This window comes from Actinoallomurus iriomotensis, from assembly GCF_030269445.1.
GTDB classification, from domain to species: Bacteria; Actinomycetota; Actinomycetes; order Streptosporangiales; family Streptosporangiaceae; genus Actinoallomurus; species Actinoallomurus iriomotensis.
Window position 1 is genome coordinate 413,374 of the sequence record NZ_BSTJ01000009.1, and the last position, 15,070, is coordinate 428,443.

General features: G+C 70.5%; 16 protein-coding genes. 8 read left to right on the plus strand and 8 right to left on the minus strand.

All coding sequences use genetic code 11. The features are described from left to right. The first annotated feature begins 15 nt into the window (after positions 1-15). Positions 16-429 (plus strand): organic hydroperoxide resistance protein, encoded by a 414-nt coding sequence (locus QSK37_RS34400; protein WP_285629503.1) that lies wholly within the window; start codon positions 16-18, stop codon positions 427-429. Here QSK37_RS34400 and QSK37_RS34405 read toward each other — a convergent pair. After that, positions 419-2,719: a beta-xylosidase/alpha-l-arabinosidase gene (locus QSK37_RS34405; RefSeq protein WP_285629504.1), complete on the minus strand. Its 2,301-nt coding sequence runs from the start codon at positions 2,717-2,719 to the stop codon at positions 419-421. The two genes, QSK37_RS34400 and QSK37_RS34405, sit on opposite strands and share 11 nt — an antisense overlap. 12 nt (positions 2,720-2,731) lie before the next feature. Continuing rightward, positions 2,732-3,751 carry a LacI family DNA-binding transcriptional regulator gene (locus QSK37_RS34410; RefSeq protein ID WP_285629632.1) on the minus strand — a complete coding sequence of 340 codons (1,020 nt, stop codon included), beginning with the start codon at positions 3,749-3,751 and terminating at the stop codon, positions 2,732-2,734. 239 nt (positions 3,752-3,990) lie between these two features. Between QSK37_RS34410 and QSK37_RS34415 the strand changes: the two genes are divergently transcribed. The 3 genes from QSK37_RS34415 (at position 3,991) to QSK37_RS34425 (ending at position 7,117) form a co-directional block, all read left to right on the plus strand. Beyond that, entirely contained in the window at positions 3,991-5,310 is a 1,320-nt protein-coding gene (locus tag QSK37_RS34415; protein ID WP_285629505.1) for an ABC transporter substrate-binding protein, read from the plus strand. A gap of 110 nt (positions 5,311-5,420) precedes the next feature. Continuing rightward, on the plus strand, positions 5,421-6,245 hold the full coding sequence (locus tag QSK37_RS34420; protein WP_285629633.1) for a carbohydrate ABC transporter permease: 825 nt from the start codon (positions 5,421-5,423) through the stop codon (positions 6,243-6,245). Between the two features lie 2 nt (positions 6,246-6,247). Beyond that, the gene (locus QSK37_RS34425) at positions 6,248-7,117 is read left to right on the plus strand and encodes a carbohydrate ABC transporter permease (RefSeq protein ID WP_285629506.1); all 870 of its coding nucleotides are present in this window, start codon (positions 6,248-6,250) and stop codon (positions 7,115-7,117) included. 2 nt (positions 7,118-7,119) lie between these two features. Here the strand turns inward: QSK37_RS34425 and QSK37_RS34430 are convergent, their stop codons facing one another. The 3 genes from QSK37_RS34430 to QSK37_RS34440 form a co-directional block, all read right to left on the minus strand. Next, on the minus strand, positions 7,120-7,398 hold the full coding sequence (locus tag QSK37_RS34430; protein WP_285582188.1) for a hypothetical protein: 279 nt from the start codon (positions 7,396-7,398) through the stop codon (positions 7,120-7,122). Positions 7,399-7,516: 118 nt separating this feature from the next. Next, positions 7,517-8,104: a hypothetical protein gene (locus QSK37_RS34435; RefSeq protein ID WP_285629507.1), complete on the minus strand. Its 588-nt coding sequence runs from the start codon at positions 8,102-8,104 to the stop codon at positions 7,517-7,519. 144 nt (positions 8,105-8,248) lie between these two features. Then, complete coding sequence (locus tag QSK37_RS34440) at positions 8,249-8,698, minus strand: GNAT family N-acetyltransferase (protein ID WP_285629508.1); 450 nt, start codon at positions 8,696-8,698, stop codon at positions 8,249-8,251. An 89-nt stretch (positions 8,699-8,787) separates the two neighbouring features. On the opposite strand from QSK37_RS34440, the gene QSK37_RS34445 reads away from it, so the two are divergent. The 3 genes from QSK37_RS34445 (at position 8,788) to QSK37_RS34455 (ending at position 9,959) form a co-directional block, all read left to right on the plus strand. Next, a complete protein-coding gene (locus tag QSK37_RS34445; protein WP_285582192.1) occupies positions 8,788-9,024 on the plus strand; it encodes a hypothetical protein in 237 nt (78 codons plus the stop codon). Continuing rightward, entirely contained in the window at positions 9,021-9,281 is a 261-nt protein-coding gene (locus tag QSK37_RS34450) for a WhiB family transcriptional regulator (protein ID WP_285582194.1), read from the plus strand. The genes QSK37_RS34445 and QSK37_RS34450 overlap by 4 nt, the downstream gene beginning before the upstream one ends. Positions 9,282-9,350: 69 nt before the next feature. Continuing rightward, entirely contained in the window at positions 9,351-9,959 is a 609-nt protein-coding gene (locus QSK37_RS34455) for a rhomboid family intramembrane serine protease (RefSeq protein WP_285582195.1), read from the plus strand. A gap of 14 nt (positions 9,960-9,973) precedes the next feature. On the opposite strand, the gene QSK37_RS34460 is transcribed toward QSK37_RS34455, so the two are convergent. The 3 genes from QSK37_RS34460 to QSK37_RS34470 all read right to left on the minus strand — a co-directional run bounded on the left by QSK37_RS34460 (position 9,974) and on the right by QSK37_RS34470 (position 13,070). Then, entirely contained in the window at positions 9,974-10,666 is a 693-nt protein-coding gene (locus QSK37_RS34460; protein ID WP_285629509.1) for an SDR family oxidoreductase, read from the minus strand. Positions 10,667-10,676: 10 nt separating this feature from the next. Next, positions 10,677-12,164: a hypothetical protein gene (locus QSK37_RS34465; RefSeq protein ID WP_285629510.1), complete on the minus strand. Its 1,488-nt coding sequence runs from the start codon at positions 12,162-12,164 to the stop codon at positions 10,677-10,679. A 66-nt stretch (positions 12,165-12,230) separates the two neighbouring features. Then, the gene (locus QSK37_RS34470) at positions 12,231-13,070 is read right to left on the minus strand and encodes a class II glutamine amidotransferase (RefSeq protein ID WP_285629511.1); all 840 of its coding nucleotides are present in this window, start codon (positions 13,068-13,070) and stop codon (positions 12,231-12,233) included. Between the two features lie 135 nt (positions 13,071-13,205). Here QSK37_RS34470 and QSK37_RS34475 point away from each other — a divergent pair, with 135 nt between their 5' ends. Then, a complete protein-coding gene (locus QSK37_RS34475) occupies positions 13,206-15,038 on the plus strand; it encodes an acyl-CoA dehydrogenase (RefSeq protein WP_285629512.1) in 1,833 nt (610 codons plus the stop codon). The last annotated feature ends 32 nt before the right edge of the window (positions 15,039-15,070 follow it).

Sequence of the window (15,070 nt, forward strand, 5' to 3'; positions counted from 1 at the left end):
AGACAGGAGAATGTCATGAGCGCTCTCTACACCGCGATCGCCACCGCCTCAGGCCGCGACGGCCGGGCCGTCAGCTCCGACAACAAGCTCGACGTCACGCTCGCCATGCCGAAGGAGCTCGGCGGCAGCGGAGAAGGCACCAACCCCGAGCAGCTCTTCGCGGCCGGTTACTCCGCCTGCTTCGCCAGCGCGCTGGGGCTCGTGGCGAGCAAGAAGAACATCGACGTGGCCGACGCCTCCGTGACCGGTGAGGTGGGCCTGCACCCGAACGGCTCGGGCGGCTTCAGTCTCAGCGTCACGCTGCGCGTCGAACTGCCGGACCACGTGGACGCCGAGACCGGCCGCGAACTGCTCGAGGCCACACACCAGGTGTGCCCGTACTCCAACGCGACCCGGGGCAACATCCCGGTCGAGCTGGTCAGGGAGTGACCGTCACCGGGACGGTGAGCACCCGCCCGGCGCCGAGGACACGCTCGGCGCCGGTGAGCATGAACTCCCCGCGCAGCGGCAGGTCCTCGGAGGACGAGCCTACCGCCACCTCGATGGTCCCCGGCTCGACGATCCGGCGCAGGTCGGTGCCGGTGAACGCGGTACGGTCGGCGTGCACCGAGAAGGTCACCCGGGCCGTCGCGCCCGGCGCGAGCCGCACCCGCGCCCACCCTGCCAGCCGGCGCACCGGCTGTACGACGGAGGCCACCGGGTCGGACAGGTACAGCTGCACGACCTCGGTGCCGGGACGGTCACCGAGATTGCGCACGGTCGCCGCGACCTCGACCGTGCCGTCCGTCGGCGCGGAGGGGTCCACGCGCAGGTCCTCGTAGCCGAACCTCGTCCACGTCAGGCCGTGCCCGAACGCGAACAGCGGCTCGGGGTCCACCGCGCTCCACCGCGACGACGCGCCCGTACGGGGCCGCAGGTAGGTGCCCGGCTGGCCGCCCGGGTGGCGCGGCACGCTCACCGGCAGCCGGCCCGACGGCTCGACCCGGCCGGACAGCACTCCGGCGATCGCCGGGGCGCCCTCCTCGCCGGGGAAGAAGGTCTGCACCACGGCGGCGGCCCGATCGGCGATGCCGCCCAGCGCGTACGGCCGGCCGGTCAGCAGGACCACGACCGTGGGAGTGCCGGTCGCCAGCACCGCCTCGGCGAGCGCGCGCTGCCGGCCGGGCAGGGCGAGCGTCTCGGCGTCGCAGCCCTCGCCGGACGTGCCGTGGCCGAACATCCCGGCCCGGTCGCCGAGGGCGAGCACGCACACGTCGGCCCCGCGCGCCGCCGCGACCGCCGCATCGATGTCGCCGTCGCTGGACACCATGACGTCGCCGCCGCCCGCCGCCGTCAGCTCGACGCCGGGCAGCTCGGCCCGCAGCGCCTCGGTGAGAGAGGACACCTCCACGCCGATCGGCAGGTCCGGGTACCGCGCGGCCATGTGGTTGGGGAAGGTGTAGCAGCCCATCATCGCCCGCGCGTCGTCGGCCAGCGGGCCGGCCACGGCCAGCCGCCGCGCCCGCAGCGGGAGCACGCCGTCGTTGGCCAGCAGCACGACCGACTCCTCCGCGAGGCGGCGTGCGAGGTGCCGCAGCTCGGGTGGGTCCAGGTCGGCCGCGTCCGTCTCCTCCACCCGGTCGTCCAGCAGCCCGAGCTCGCACTTGAGCGCGAGCACCCGGGCGACCGCCCGGTCGAGATGCTCCTCGGGCACCGTGCCACGCCGCACCTGTTCGACGAGCGGAGCGCCGTAGCAGCGCACGGTGGGCAGCTCGACGTCGACGCCGGCGCGCAGCGCGAGCGCGGCCGCCTCCCCGGGGGAGCCCGCGACCCCGTGCATGTCCTCCAGGAACGAGATCGCGAAGTAGTCGGCCACCACGATGCCGGTGAAGCCGAGCTCCTCGCGGAGCAGCCCGGTGAGCAGGCGCTCGTTGGCGGCCATGGGAACGCCGTCGACGTCGGCGTAGGAGTTCATCACCGCACGCGCGCCGCCCTCGCGCAGCGCGAGCACGAAGGGTTCGAGGATGACGTCGGCGAACTCCCGCGGGCCCATCGGCACCGGGGCCATGTTGCGGCCCCCGCGCGAGGCGGAGTACCCGGCGAAGTGCTTGAGCGTCGCGACCAGACCCGCGCGTTCGAGCCCGCGGACGTAGGCGGTGCCGACGACGCCGACGAGGTAGGGGTCCTCGCCGATGGTCTCCTCCGTACGGCCCCAGCGGTAGTCGCGGGTGACGTCGAGGACCGGTGCCAGTCCCTGGTGCACGCCGGCGCGCCGCATGGTCGCCGCGACGGCGGCGGCCATCTCCTCGACCAGCTCCGGGTCGAAGCTCGCGCCCCAGGCGAGCGGGCAGGGGAACACGGTCGCGGTCCAGGTCATGAAGCCGGTGAGGCACTCCTCGTGCGCGATCGCGGGGATGCCGAAGCGGTTCGCCGCCGTCACCCGTGCCTGGAGCTCGCGCAGCCGCGCCGCGCCGTCGGCCGGGCGTACCGGCGCCGTGCCGAAGACGCGGGTGAGCTGGCCGAGCCCGTGCCGGAGGACCTCCTCCAGCGGCGGCGGCTCGCCGAAGTCGTCGGGCAGCGGCGCCACCTCCTCGCCCTCGCGCGCGGACTCGGCCCAGTAGCCGATGAGCTGCGCGGCCTTCTCCTCGATGGTCATGCGGTCGAGCAGGTCGGCGACCCGCTCGGCCACCGGGAGCCGGGGGTCCCGCCACGACTCGTGGGTGCGGAGCGTCTCGGCCATGGGCGGCCCTCCCTAGGCGGCGGGCGGCGGCGCGGTGGACAGCCGGACCCGCAGATCGGTGGCGAGCTCCATGCGAGGACTCACGAGGGCCTCGCCGTCGAGCTGCTGGAACAGCATGCGGGCCGCGAGCCGGCCCATCTCCTCCAGGGGCTGGCGGACCGTGGTCAACGGCGGTGACAGCCACTGGCACAGGGGAAGGTCGTCGAAGCCGACGACGCTCAGATCGTCGGGCACCCGCAGCCCGGCCTGCCGGGCGGCCTCGTACGCGCCCATGGCCTGCTGGTCGCTGCCCGCGAAGATCGCCGTCGGCCGGTCGTCCAGGGCGAGCAGCTCACGGGAGGCGCGGAACCCGCCCTCGTGCCGGAAGTCGCCGTACAGGACGAGCCGCCGGTCGAACTCGATGCCCGCGCGCTCCAGCGCGGTCCGGTAGCCGTCGATGCGGGCCTGGGTGCAGAGCATGGTGCGCGGGCCGCCGATGGCCGCGATGCGCCGGTGCCCGAGCGACAGCAGGTGCTCGGTCGCGGCCATGCCGCCCGCCCAGTTGGTCGCGCCGACGCTGGCCACGTCGGTGTCGGGCAGGTCGACCGGGTCGATGACGACGAGGGCGATCCCCGCGCGTTCGAGCTGCTCACGCTGCTGCGACGTCATGCTCGAGGTCACCAGGATCACGCCGTCGCTGTCGTGCATGGTCGTCATGGAGGTCCAGCTGGGCGGGCGCGCGTCGTCGTCGCGTACGAGGGAGACGACGGTGCCCGTGCCCCGCTCGGTGCACTCCGCCTCGACGCCGCGCAGGATCTCCACCGCCCACGGGCTGTCCAGTCCGCCGATGACCAGGTCGACCAGCCCGGAACGGCGCGCACGACGACCGCCCGGCGCGAGGTAGTTGTGCGTCCTCAGCAGGTCCGCGACCCGCTCGCGCGTGGCGGGCGCCACGTCGGTGCGGCCGTTCAGCACCTTGGAGACGGTGGCCTGCGACACGCCCGCCTCCGATGCGATCAGGGCAAGCGTGGGTCGTGTGGGCTGCTCGCTGATGACGCTACCTTCCTTCGCTCCGCCGACCTGTGATCACGAATGCTATCGCAAACTTTCGAACCGGCACAGACCATCGTATCCAGCGGCTTAGCCGAGCGCAGTTCACGATTACGTGACAGGGGGTTGACCCCCGTACCGGCCTTTTCTAGGGTACGGCAGCAATAGATATCGATAAATTTTCGAAAATCTATCGCCCGCGTTCTCGGACCGTTCTCCCACCCCCAGTCAAGGAGGTCCTGATGGGCGAGACGCCCCTCTCTCGGCGCACCTTCCTGTCCGCTGCCGCGATCACCGGCCTGTCCGCGCCTCTCCTCAGCGCCTGCGGCACCTCCGGCCCGGCCGGCGCGAAGGGAGGCGGGAAGACCGTCCAGGCCTGGGTCCTGGTCGACGAGGCGCAGAACCGCGTGCAGAACGTGGCGATCGACGACTTCAACAAGGGCTCCTCCGGCAAGGTGAAACTGCTGCCGATCTCCAGCGACGGCGCGGTCTACGCCGACAAGCTGCGGGTGAGCATGGGGTCGCCCAACCCGCCCGACCTGCTGTTCAACTGGGGCGCCGGCAGCATCCGCAACTACGTGCAGGCCGGTGGCCTGGTCGACCTGAGCTCGCAGCTGAACGCCGACACGACCTGGAAGAACTCCTTCCTGCCCTCAGTGCTGAACGCCGGGCAGATCGACGGGAAGTACTACGGCATCCCGATGCGCGGCATGCAGCCGGTCGTGCTGTTCTACAACAAGACGCTCTTCGCCGAGCAGGGCCAGAAACCGCCGGCGACCTACGACGACCTGCTCAAGCTGGTCGACTTCTTCAAGGGGAAGAAGATCCAGCCGTTCGCCCTCGGCGGCCTCGACCAGTGGCCCGAACTCATGTGGCTGGAGTACCTCGTCGAACGCGCGGGCGGCCCGACCGTCTTCCAGAACATCGCGGCCGGCCGGCCCGGCGCCTGGCGCGACCCGGCGATCGCCACGGCGTTGAGCCAGATCCAGGACCTGGTGCGCCGCGGCGCGTTCGGCACGAACTTCAACTCGGTCAACTACGTCAACGACGGCGCCGGGCTGCTGTTCGCCAAGGGCAAGGCGGCCATGCATCTCATGGGCACCTGGGAGGTCTCCAACCAGGTCGAACGGCACCGGAAGTTCGCCGAGACGGACCTCGGCTTCGCGCCGTTCCCGTCGGTGGCCGACGGCAAGGGCGACCCGAACGCCGTCGTCGGCAACCCGACCAACTACTTCTCGGTCAGCACCAAGTCCGTCGACAAGGACGCCGCGATCGCCTTCCTCAAGAAGGAGATGGCCGCACCGGCGTACGTGGACGCGCTCATCAAGTCCGGCGACGTGCCGGCCGTGACCGGCATCGACGCGAAGCTGTCCGCCTCGCCCCAGCCGGAGTTCGCGCGCTACGTCTACCAACTCGTGCAGAAGGCGCCGAGCTTCACCCTCTCGTGGGACCAGGCGCTGATGCCGCAGTTCAAGACGCCGCTGCTGGCGAACCTGCAGAAGGTCTTCTCCGGCAAGCAGACCCCGCAGCAGTTCGTCACCGCCCTGGAGTCGGTTAAGTGACCACCGCGCTCCCGGCCGCGCGCCGCGGGGGCGTCCGTGCGGCTGAGAAGAGCACCGACCGGGCGGCGCGGCCGGGTGTGCTGTGGGTCGTGCCGGCGGCGCTGTTCTTCATGGTCTTCGCCGGGCTGCCGCTCCTGCTCGTGGCGGTGCTGTCGTTCACCTCCTGGAACGGCCTCGGCACGCCCAGGTTCAACGGCCTGGACAACTGGAGCCGTCTGCTGTCCGACTCGTCGGTGTGGCAGTCGCTGCGGATCAGCGCGATCCTCACCGTCCTGTGCTGGGCGGTGCAGACCCCGCTGGCGCTGCTGCTCGGCGTGTGGGCGGCCGGCCGGCAGCGCAACCGGGCGGTGCTGTCGTCGATCTTCTTCCTGCCGCTGCTCATGTCGACGGCGGCGATCGCCATCACCTGGCTGACGCTCCTCGACCCCAACTTCGGGCTCGCCGCCAAGTGGGGCCACTACATCGGCTTCCCCGACGGCAACATCATCGGAAGCCCGCGCGGCGCGCTGGGCTGCGTCGTGGTGGTCGTCGCCTGGCAGTTCGTGCCGTTCCACACGCTGCTCTACCAGGCGGCCACGCGGCAGATCCCGCAGTCGCTGTACGACGCGGCCACCGTCGACGGCGCCGGGCGGGTGCGGCAGTTCCGGCACATCACGCTGCCGCAGCTGCGCAACACCATCGTCACCTCGTCGGTGCTGATGCTCGTCGGGTCGCTCACCTACTTCGAGACCGTGCTGATCCTCACCGGGGGCGGGCCGGGGAGCGCGACGAACATCCTGCCGCAGCACATGTACATGACCGCCTTCCGCGACTACCAGATGGGGTACGCCAGCGTGATCGCGCTCGCCTTGGTCGCGCTCGGCACCGCCCTGTCGCTGCTCATCGTCCGGTTCTCCGGGTTCGCCAAGATGCGCAGCACGCTGGAGGGGATCTGAGGATGGCCGATGTCAGGCTGAGGGGGGCGCACCGTGCCGTGCGCGGTCGCCGCCTCACGGAACGGCCGAACTGGGGGGCGGGCGTCGCGGCCGTCGTCTGGCTCGCGTTCGTGATCATCCCGATCTACCTCATGGTCAAGGACGCCCTGCAGACCACCGACTCCTACCTCGACGGCGGCCCGCTGTCGCTCCCGCGGCACGTCACCGGGCACAACTTCGTCGACGTCTTCGACCGCGGCTTCACGCGCTACCTGATCAACACGGCCATCGTGACGGTCGCGAGCGCCGCGCTGACCGTGCTGCTGGCGTTCCCGGCCGCGTACGCGATCGTGCGGTCCCGCAGCCGGGCGGTCTCCGGGATCTTCCGGCTCTTCCTCGCCGGCCTGGCCATCCCGGCCCAGGCGACGATCATCCCGGTGTACCTGCTGATCACCCGGATGCACCTGTACGACTCGCTGACCGCGATCGTGCTGCCCACGGTCGCCTTCGGCCTGCCGCTCAGCATCCTCGTGCTGGCCTCCGCGCTGCGGGACGTGCCACGGGAGCTGTACGAGGCGATGACGCTGGAGGGCGGCGGGTCGGTGCGGCTGATGTGGAGCCTCGCGCTGCCGCTCAGCCGCGCGTCGCTGACCACCGTGTCGGTCTACTGCGCGCTGAACGCCTGGAACGGCTTCCTGTTCCCGCTGATCCTCACCCAGTCCGACGAACAGCGGGTGCAGACACTCGGCCTGTACAACTTCCAGGGCCAGTTCAGCTCGAACATCCCCGGTCTGATGGCGGCGGTGCTGCTGTCCGCGTTCCCGATCTTCGTGGTCTACCTGTTCGCGCGGCGGTGGCTGGTCGCCGGGATGGCCGGCGTCGGGGGGAAGTGAGCTCAGCGAGCGCCCGTACGGTGCTCGCGCAGGAACGCCGCGATGCGTCGTGCGGCTCCCGCGGGGTCGCGGACCGGATGGCGCATCGCGGCGTTGTGCCAGTCGAAGTCGGTGCCGGACTCGCTGACGAAGACGTACAGCGGGACACCGGGGACGTCGGTCGTGACGGTGAGGCCGGGCAGTGCCTCGCGAAAGCCGACGTTCAGCCCGAGTCCGGCCAGCTCATCGTGCAGTTCGCCGAGCAGCCGCAGTTCTTCGTCGTACCGCATCGCGTGTCGCATCGCCCCGCCCCTCTCTGGTCGCCGGAGGTGAGGTGATCCGGGGACCGCCACATCTCCACATACGCAGCGGAAGTGGCAAAAGGTTCATTTCGGTCGGGGCTGGGCCGTGCGGGCGGCCTCACGACACCTGGTCGACGGTACGGCGGGGAGCGCGGAAGACGCGGACGACCTCGCTGACCCGGTCGGTCAGGATCTCCTCGGTCCGGTTTTCGTACGTCCCGCGGCCGGCGCGGCGCTGCGCCCAGCGGGGCACCGGCGTGGCCGTACGGTTGGCGGCGTGCCAGCGGTCGGTCAGCTCGCCGAGGCTCTGCCGCGCCTGGGCGAACGTGTGGCCGGGCAGGTCCACCTGCCGCGCCTGACGGGCCGCCGTCTCCGCCGACTGGTAGGCCTTCGCGGCCTCCACGGCCTGGCTCTCCTTGCGCGCCGGCCCCACCATGCTGATCACGGTGGTCAGCATCGCGGCCGACAGGGCGAGCGCGCCGGCCACCACGGGGAACCGGTCCCCGGCGAGTGCGACGCTGCCGGCCACCCCGGCCGAGACGACGGCGGACGAGCCGAGCCCGAGGTTGATGAACCGCCAGATCCGTACGGTCTCCCACTGCGCCCGCGCGGCCCGCGCGCAGACCTCCTCGATCCGGCAGAACTCGGCCGCGACCGCGACGCGCCACGTGGGCTCGATCCCGCCGAACAGCTCCTTTTCGGCCATGGGGCTTCTCCGATCACCTCGCCGACGATGAGCCAGATGATTCAGTGATCACCGCCCGCGCGTGGCCCCGACAACGGAAACCGGGAATGCCCTTGACCGATGATCTTGCGCCGGGGCCGGGCGGGACCGGCGAGTACGCCGGCGTCAGAGCTGGAGCTTGAGTCCCTCGTGGGTGGGCTCGAAGCCGAGGGACTCATAGAAGCGGATGGCGTCGGCGCGGCGCTTGTCGGAGGTGAGCTGGACCAGGCCGCACCCGCGCTGTTTCGCCTGGTCGACCGCCCAGGTGATCATCTCGCGGCCGAGGCCGCGGCTCCGGTGGGCGGAGGCGACGCGCACCGCCTCGATCTGGGCGCGCTCGGCGCCCATCCGGCTGAGGCCGGGGATGTAAGTGATCTGCAGCGTGCCGGCGACCTCGCCGTCGATCTCGGCGACCACCAGGTGGTTGCGGGGGTCCGCGTCGACATCGCGGAACGCGGCCAGGTAGCGGCCGGACTCGCCTTCGCGGCCGGCGCCGATCATGTCGTCCGCCAGCAGGGCGACGATGGCGGGCACGTCCTTCTCGGTGGCGGAGCGGAAGATCACGTCGGTCGGCACGTGAATCACCTTAGTGCGGATTGACACGACCCCACGTAGTACTACAGTTGGTAGTACTACAACATGTCAATGCGTCGATGGAGGCGGCAGTGACCGCACCGCCCGTGCTGGTGTCTCCGACCCGCCTGCTGGACCACCGTCTCGAGGATCTCGTCGCCACGGAACTGGCCCGGCTGGCCCGCCGGGCACCCGCACTGGCCGACGACCACCTAGGTCTCGTCGAGGCGTCGCTGCAACAGATCATCAACCGGCTGCTGCCGGCTCGGGGGCGCGCGAGTGCCTCCCCCGAGGCGGTGGCCGCCCTGTTCGACCTGGAGTGGGTGTGAACATCGAGCACTGGACGGACCTCGCGGCCTGTCGTGGCGAGGACCCCGAACTCTTCTACCCGGTGAGCGCGACCGGACCGGCCATCATGCAGGTGGAAGAGGCCAAGCGCGTGTGCGCGGGCTGCCCGGTCACCGCGGACTGCCTGAACTGGGCCCTCCGCGCCGGCGAGCCGGCCGGCATCTGGGGCGGCACCACCCCGGAGGAGCGTCGCTACCTGCGCCTGAAGCCCCTCCCGACGGCCCCCGCCTGGTACTGAGCGCCCTCGGTCATCCACAGCACGGCTGAACTTATTTCGCCGACACACCGGGCGACGTACCGTTGCCGCATGACCGACGCCTCCCTCCCCACGCGTTCGCCGAGTGACGGGCTCACCGGGCACGCGTCGCGTGTGGTCGGTGCTCTCTTCATGACGTTCCTGCTGCTCGGCGCGTGCTGGGCGGTGGAAGTGGTGAACTACGCCGACGACGGCGCGCTCAGCGCCCGTTACGGCATCCGCCCGCACGACACGGGCCAGATCTGGCACGTCTTCACCGCGCCGTTCCTCCACGCGAACCTCGACCACATCATGGCCAACTCCGTGCCGTTGGCGGTCTTCGCCTTCCTGGCCGCGCTGCGCGGGGTGTCACGCTTCGTCTCGGTCAGCCTGATCATCATCGTGGCGAGCGGCCTGGGCGTCTTCTTCCTCTCCGCGCCCGACAGTGTGACCGTCGGGGCCAGCGGACTGATCTTCGGATACTTCGGCTACCTGCTCGCCCGCGGCTTCGTCGAGCACCGGGCGTTCGACATCGTGGTGGCCGTCATCCTCGCCGTGTTCTACGGCACGATGATCTTCGGCGCGCTGCCGGGACAGCCCGGGATCTCCTGGCAGGCGCACATGTTCGGGCTGATCGGCGGCATCCTCGCCGCCTGGATGACCCGGCAGCGCACGGCCTGACCTCCGGGAGGCGTCTATGCGCGCACGCTGATGTCGGTGACGGTCGCGTCGCGCGGTGTCCGCAGGGCGTTCACGATCACCGTGGCGACCGTCCGCGGGGACATGAACTCGTCCGGGTCGTACTCCTCGCCCTCCAGGGCGCGCACCTGACGCTGCATCTCGCTCGCCGTACGGCCCGGGAACACCGACGTGACCCGCAGCTCCGGCTCCTCCGCGCGCAGCGAGTCGGCGAGTGCGCGCAGCGCGTGCTTGCTCGCCGCGTACGCGCTCCAGGCCGGCTTGGAGCGCAGCCCCGAGCCGGAGTTGACGAACACCACGTGTCCACGGGCCGCGCGCAGCGACGGCAGCAGCAGGCGGGTCAGCTCGGCGGGCGCGGCGGTGTTCACCAGGAGCTGGTCGAGCCAGTCGCCGGGCCGCAGCTGCTCGATCGTGCCCAGCCGGATCCCTCCGGCGCTGTGCACGAGGCCGTCCAGCGGCGGGAGCTCCGCCTCGCCGAGCGCCGGCTCGATCTGCCGCGGGTCGGTCAGGTCCAGGACGAGGGTGCGCACCCGTTCGCCGCCCGTGTCGCCGGCGATCCGGCGCGCGGTGGCGTCGAGGCGTTCGGCCGAACGCCCGGTGAGGATGACGTGGTGACCGTCCTCGTGCAGCATCTCGGCCACGGCCGCGCCGATGGCGCCGGTGGCCCCGGTGATCAGGTAAGTGCCCACGTCACCATCCTCACGCACGACGGAGCACGCGGGCGACACCGGCGATCAGGGCGGTCGCCAGGATCCATCCCGTGCCGGTCAGCCCCCACGCCAGCCAGTCCGTCCAGCCGACCGGATCCCAGGCGCTGCGCTGCCCGAACGTCTCCAGCGGCAGCATCAGATCCAGTGTGTAGACGAACGCGTGGAAGTGCGGGCGTTCGTCCGGCTGCCGGATCGTGTGCGGGTGGTACACGCTGAAGACGATCGTGCCCACGGCCACCAGCAGCACGAGCCACAGCCCGGAGATCCACGGCCGGTAGCCGTACCCGACCGTCCAGTCGAGGAGCACGCCCCACGTACGGCTGACCGGGTTCAGGTGCCGGCGGCGCGCCCGCTGCTTGACGAGCTGGCACCGGCGCGCGAGGTCGTCCCGGCCGATCTGGCGCAGCCACGTGGCGAGCTGCTCGTACGGCTGCGGGCGGAAGCCCATCGGGTCCCGGCCGACCCAGCCCAGCCGTCTGGCCTCGGGCCCGCCGCGCAGGGTCTGGTAGACGAGCCCGTTGAGGCGGAGCGTCTCCGGCCACACGTCCTCGCGATCGAGGATGACGTCGATCGTGGAGTACCCGAGCGTCACCTCGCCCTCGATCGCCACGCGTGGCGTGAGGATCAGCTCCTTGACCTGTGCGTGAGAGAGGTGGAGCGCTCGCTGCCCCGGGGCGTGCAACGCGCCGTCGTCGAAGGACAGCGTGCCGGTGATCCGGGCGCCGCGCAGCCGCACCGGGCCCTCGGCGGTGAAGCCCTCGCTGCACTCCATCCGGTCCTCGACGAGAAGGTTCTCCCCGTCGAGCGCGAAGCCGTCGGGGGCGCGCAGCGTCGTACGTTCGAGGAAGAGCCCGCCGGTCATCCGGGCGCCGGTGAGCCGTACGCCGCCGGTGATATCCGAATTACGGATGAACGCGCCGACGTCGACCGTGAGCCCGCCGGCGAACAGCGCGTACCCGCCCGGGTTGCGGATCTTCGCGCCGTTGATCCGGAGGCCGCCGGAGACGTATCCGCGGATCAGCCGCACCTCACCGTCGATCTCCGACCCGGACAGGCTGAAGAACCCGTCGACGCGCAGCCCGCCGCCGTCGAAGCCGGGCATCGAGCAGTCGCCGAACCGCATCTGCCGGGCGCGGGCGTTGGAGAAGTCGGGCGTCTCGTCCAGGACGCAGTGCCGCAGGCGGAGCTCGCACCCGACCTCGCCGCCGGACACGTTGATCGCCCCGGTGATCCGGGCCCCGCGGAGGCGGAGGGCCGGCACCCGGCCGGGCGCGCGGTCGTGGGCGCCGAGCAGGAGGGCCGCGATCACCTCGGCCCGCACGATCCGCTCCGGATCGTCCGTGCCGTCGGGCCGGTCGTCCCCGAGGTCGACGGGCGCGCCGGTGGGGTAGGCGTCCCAGAGCCGCTGTTCGACGGGGGTCAGGCCGGGCCGGTCACGTCTGAACCAGGCGACGAGGGAATCCCAGGCATCGGCCACAGGCCGTAATCGTAGAGGTTCCGGCGGCGTACGTGTCGTGACAACAGGCGATATGAACGGCTGCTCTCATGGCGGCGACGCGGGGTGGAACGGGTGTACCTCGTGCAACCCGTGCTCGGTCACGATGTACGTCGACTCGGGTACCTCGTTCCACGCGCCCGGAAGATCGCGCAGCGGCTCGGAGACGACGATCCGCGCGTCGTCGGACAGCACCTCCCGGATGAAGACCTCCGGGTGCAGTTGCCGGAGAGTGCGCACCTCGGTGCTGTAGAACAGGGACCGCGACCGGTTCTGGCTGGAGTACCGGAAGGACCACACCCGCTCGCCGTCGGAGGTCGCGACGGTCATCTGCACCGCGTTCTCGACGCCGTACCGCCGTCCGGTCCACTCGACGAAACCCACCATCCGCTCGACCGCCGCGGGCGGGTCCTGGCGCAGTCCGAAGGTGAGCGCGAGGAAGAACATCACCTCGGAGTCCGTCGAGCCCTCGATCGCCGGGTAGAGCTCCGGATCGACGGCGAACACCAGATCGCGCTTGAGGCGGCCGAAGTCGGTGATCGCGCCGTTGTGCATCCACAGCCACCGGCCGTACCGGAACGGGTGGCAGTTGGTCTGCTGCACCGCGGACCCGGTGGAGGCGCGGATGTGCGCGAAGAACAGTCGCGAGCGGAAATGGCCGGCGAGTTCGCGCAGGTTCAGGTCGCTCCACGCCGGTATGGTGCTCCGCACCACCGTGGGCGGGACGTCGCCGTCACCCTCGTACAGGCCCAGACCGTATCCGTCGCCGTTGGTCGTCTCCGCTCCCAGCCGGGCGAACCGGCTCTGCTCGATCAGCGAGTGCTCCGGTTCGTAGAGAAGTTCGTCGAGAAGGATCGGAGAGCCGGTATAAGCGAGCCATCGGCACATGTGTGCCCCCTCCCCGGGCAACGGAAAATTCCCTTCTCCTGTTTGTATGTCCGGTTACCGGCGGGTAGCATCATGCGTGTTACTAGCCGGTACGTAAGGGCACGACTCGCCCGCCCGAGAGCTACGGGGTGCTTCATGGGCCACTACAAGAGCAACCTGCGGGACATCGAGTTCAACCTCTTCGAGGTGCTCGGTCGTCAGGACGTCCTGGGCACCGGGCCCTTCAGTGAGGTCGACGAGGCGACCGCGCGCAGCGCTCTGGAAGAGGTGAACCGCCTCGCGACCGGCGTGCTCGCCGACTCGTACGAGGACGCGGACCGGCACCCCCCGGTCTTCGACCCGGCCACCCACTCGGTCACCATGCCCGAGGCCTTCAAGAAGTCGTTCAAGGCCTACTTCAACGACGCCGAGTGGTGGCGGCTCGAACTGCCCGTCGAGCTCGGCGGCATGCACGCGCCCCGCAGCCTGCACTGGTCCGTCGCCGAACTCATCCTCGGCGCCAATCCGGCCATCTGGATGTACTCCAGCGGCCCCAGCTTCGCCCAGCTCCTGTGGGAGATCGGCACGCCCGAGCAGAAGAAGCTCGCCGAGCTCGCCATCGAGAGTCACTGGGGTTCGACCATGGTGCTCACCGAGCCGGACGCGGGATCCGACGTCGGCGCCGGCCGTACGAAGGCGATCGAGCAGCCCGACGGCACCTGGCACATCGAGGGCGTCAAGCGCTTCATCACCAGCGCCGAGCACGACATGGCCGACAACATCCTGCACTACGTGCTGGCCCGCCCCGAGGGCGCCGGGCCGGGCACCAAGGGCCTGTCGATGTTCATCGTGCCGAAGTACCTCATCGACACCGAGACCGGTGAGCTCGGCGAGCGCAACGGCGCGTACGTCACCAACGTCGAGAAGAAGATGGGTCTGAAGGCCTCCACGACCTGCGAGCTGACGTTCGGCGAGAAGCACCCGGCGGTCGGCTACCTCGTGGGCGGCGTGCACGAGGGCATCAAGCAGATGTTCATGATCATCGAGCAGGCCCGCATGATGGTCGGCACCAAGGCGATCTCCACGCTGTCCACCGGCTACCTCAACGCGCTGGCGTACGCCAAGGAGCGCGTGCAGGGCGCCGACCTGACCAAGATGGCCGACAAGACCTCGCCGCGCGTCACCATCACCCACCACCCCGACGTACGCCGCCTGCTCATGCTGCAGAAGTCCTACGCGGAGGGCATGCGGGCGCTCGTCCTGTACACCGCGACGTACCAGGACAAGATCCAGATCGCGCGCGCCGAGGGAACGCGCGACGAACTGGCGGAGAACGTCAACGACCTGCTGCTGCCGATCGTCAAGGGCGTCGGCTCGGAGCGGGCGTACGAGGTGCTGACGCAGTCGCTCCAGACGCTCGGCGGCTCCGGCTTCCTGCAGGACTACCCGATCGAGCAGTACATCCGGGACGCCAAGATCGACTCCCTGTATGAGGGCACCACGGCGATCCAGGGCATGGACTTCTTCTTCCGCAAGATCCTGCGCAACAACGGCGAGGCGCTCCAGCACCTCGCCACGCAGATCAAGGAGTTCGCCGAGAGCGACGCGGGCAACGGCCGCCTCAAGCAGGAGCGCGCCCTGCTCGCCAAGGCCCTGGACGACGCGCAGGGCATCGTGACCCCGATGGTCGGCTGGGCGATCGAGTCCATGGAGAAGCCGCAGGAGGCCTACAAGGTCGGCCTCAACACCACCCGCCTGCTCATGGTGCTCGGCGACGTGGTCATCGCCTGGCTGCTCTGCCGGCAGGCCGAGGTCGCGCTGAACCGGCTCGGCGGCGAACTGTCACCCGCCGACCAGGCGTTCTACAGCGGCAAGGTGGCCGCCGCGCAGTTCTTCTGCGCGACCCAGCTGCCCAAGGTCGCCGCCGAGCGCGCCATCGTGGAGGCGACCACCACCGATCTGATGGAACTGCCCGAAGAGGCTTTCTGAGCCGATGGCCTGATACACCGCACGAGAGACCA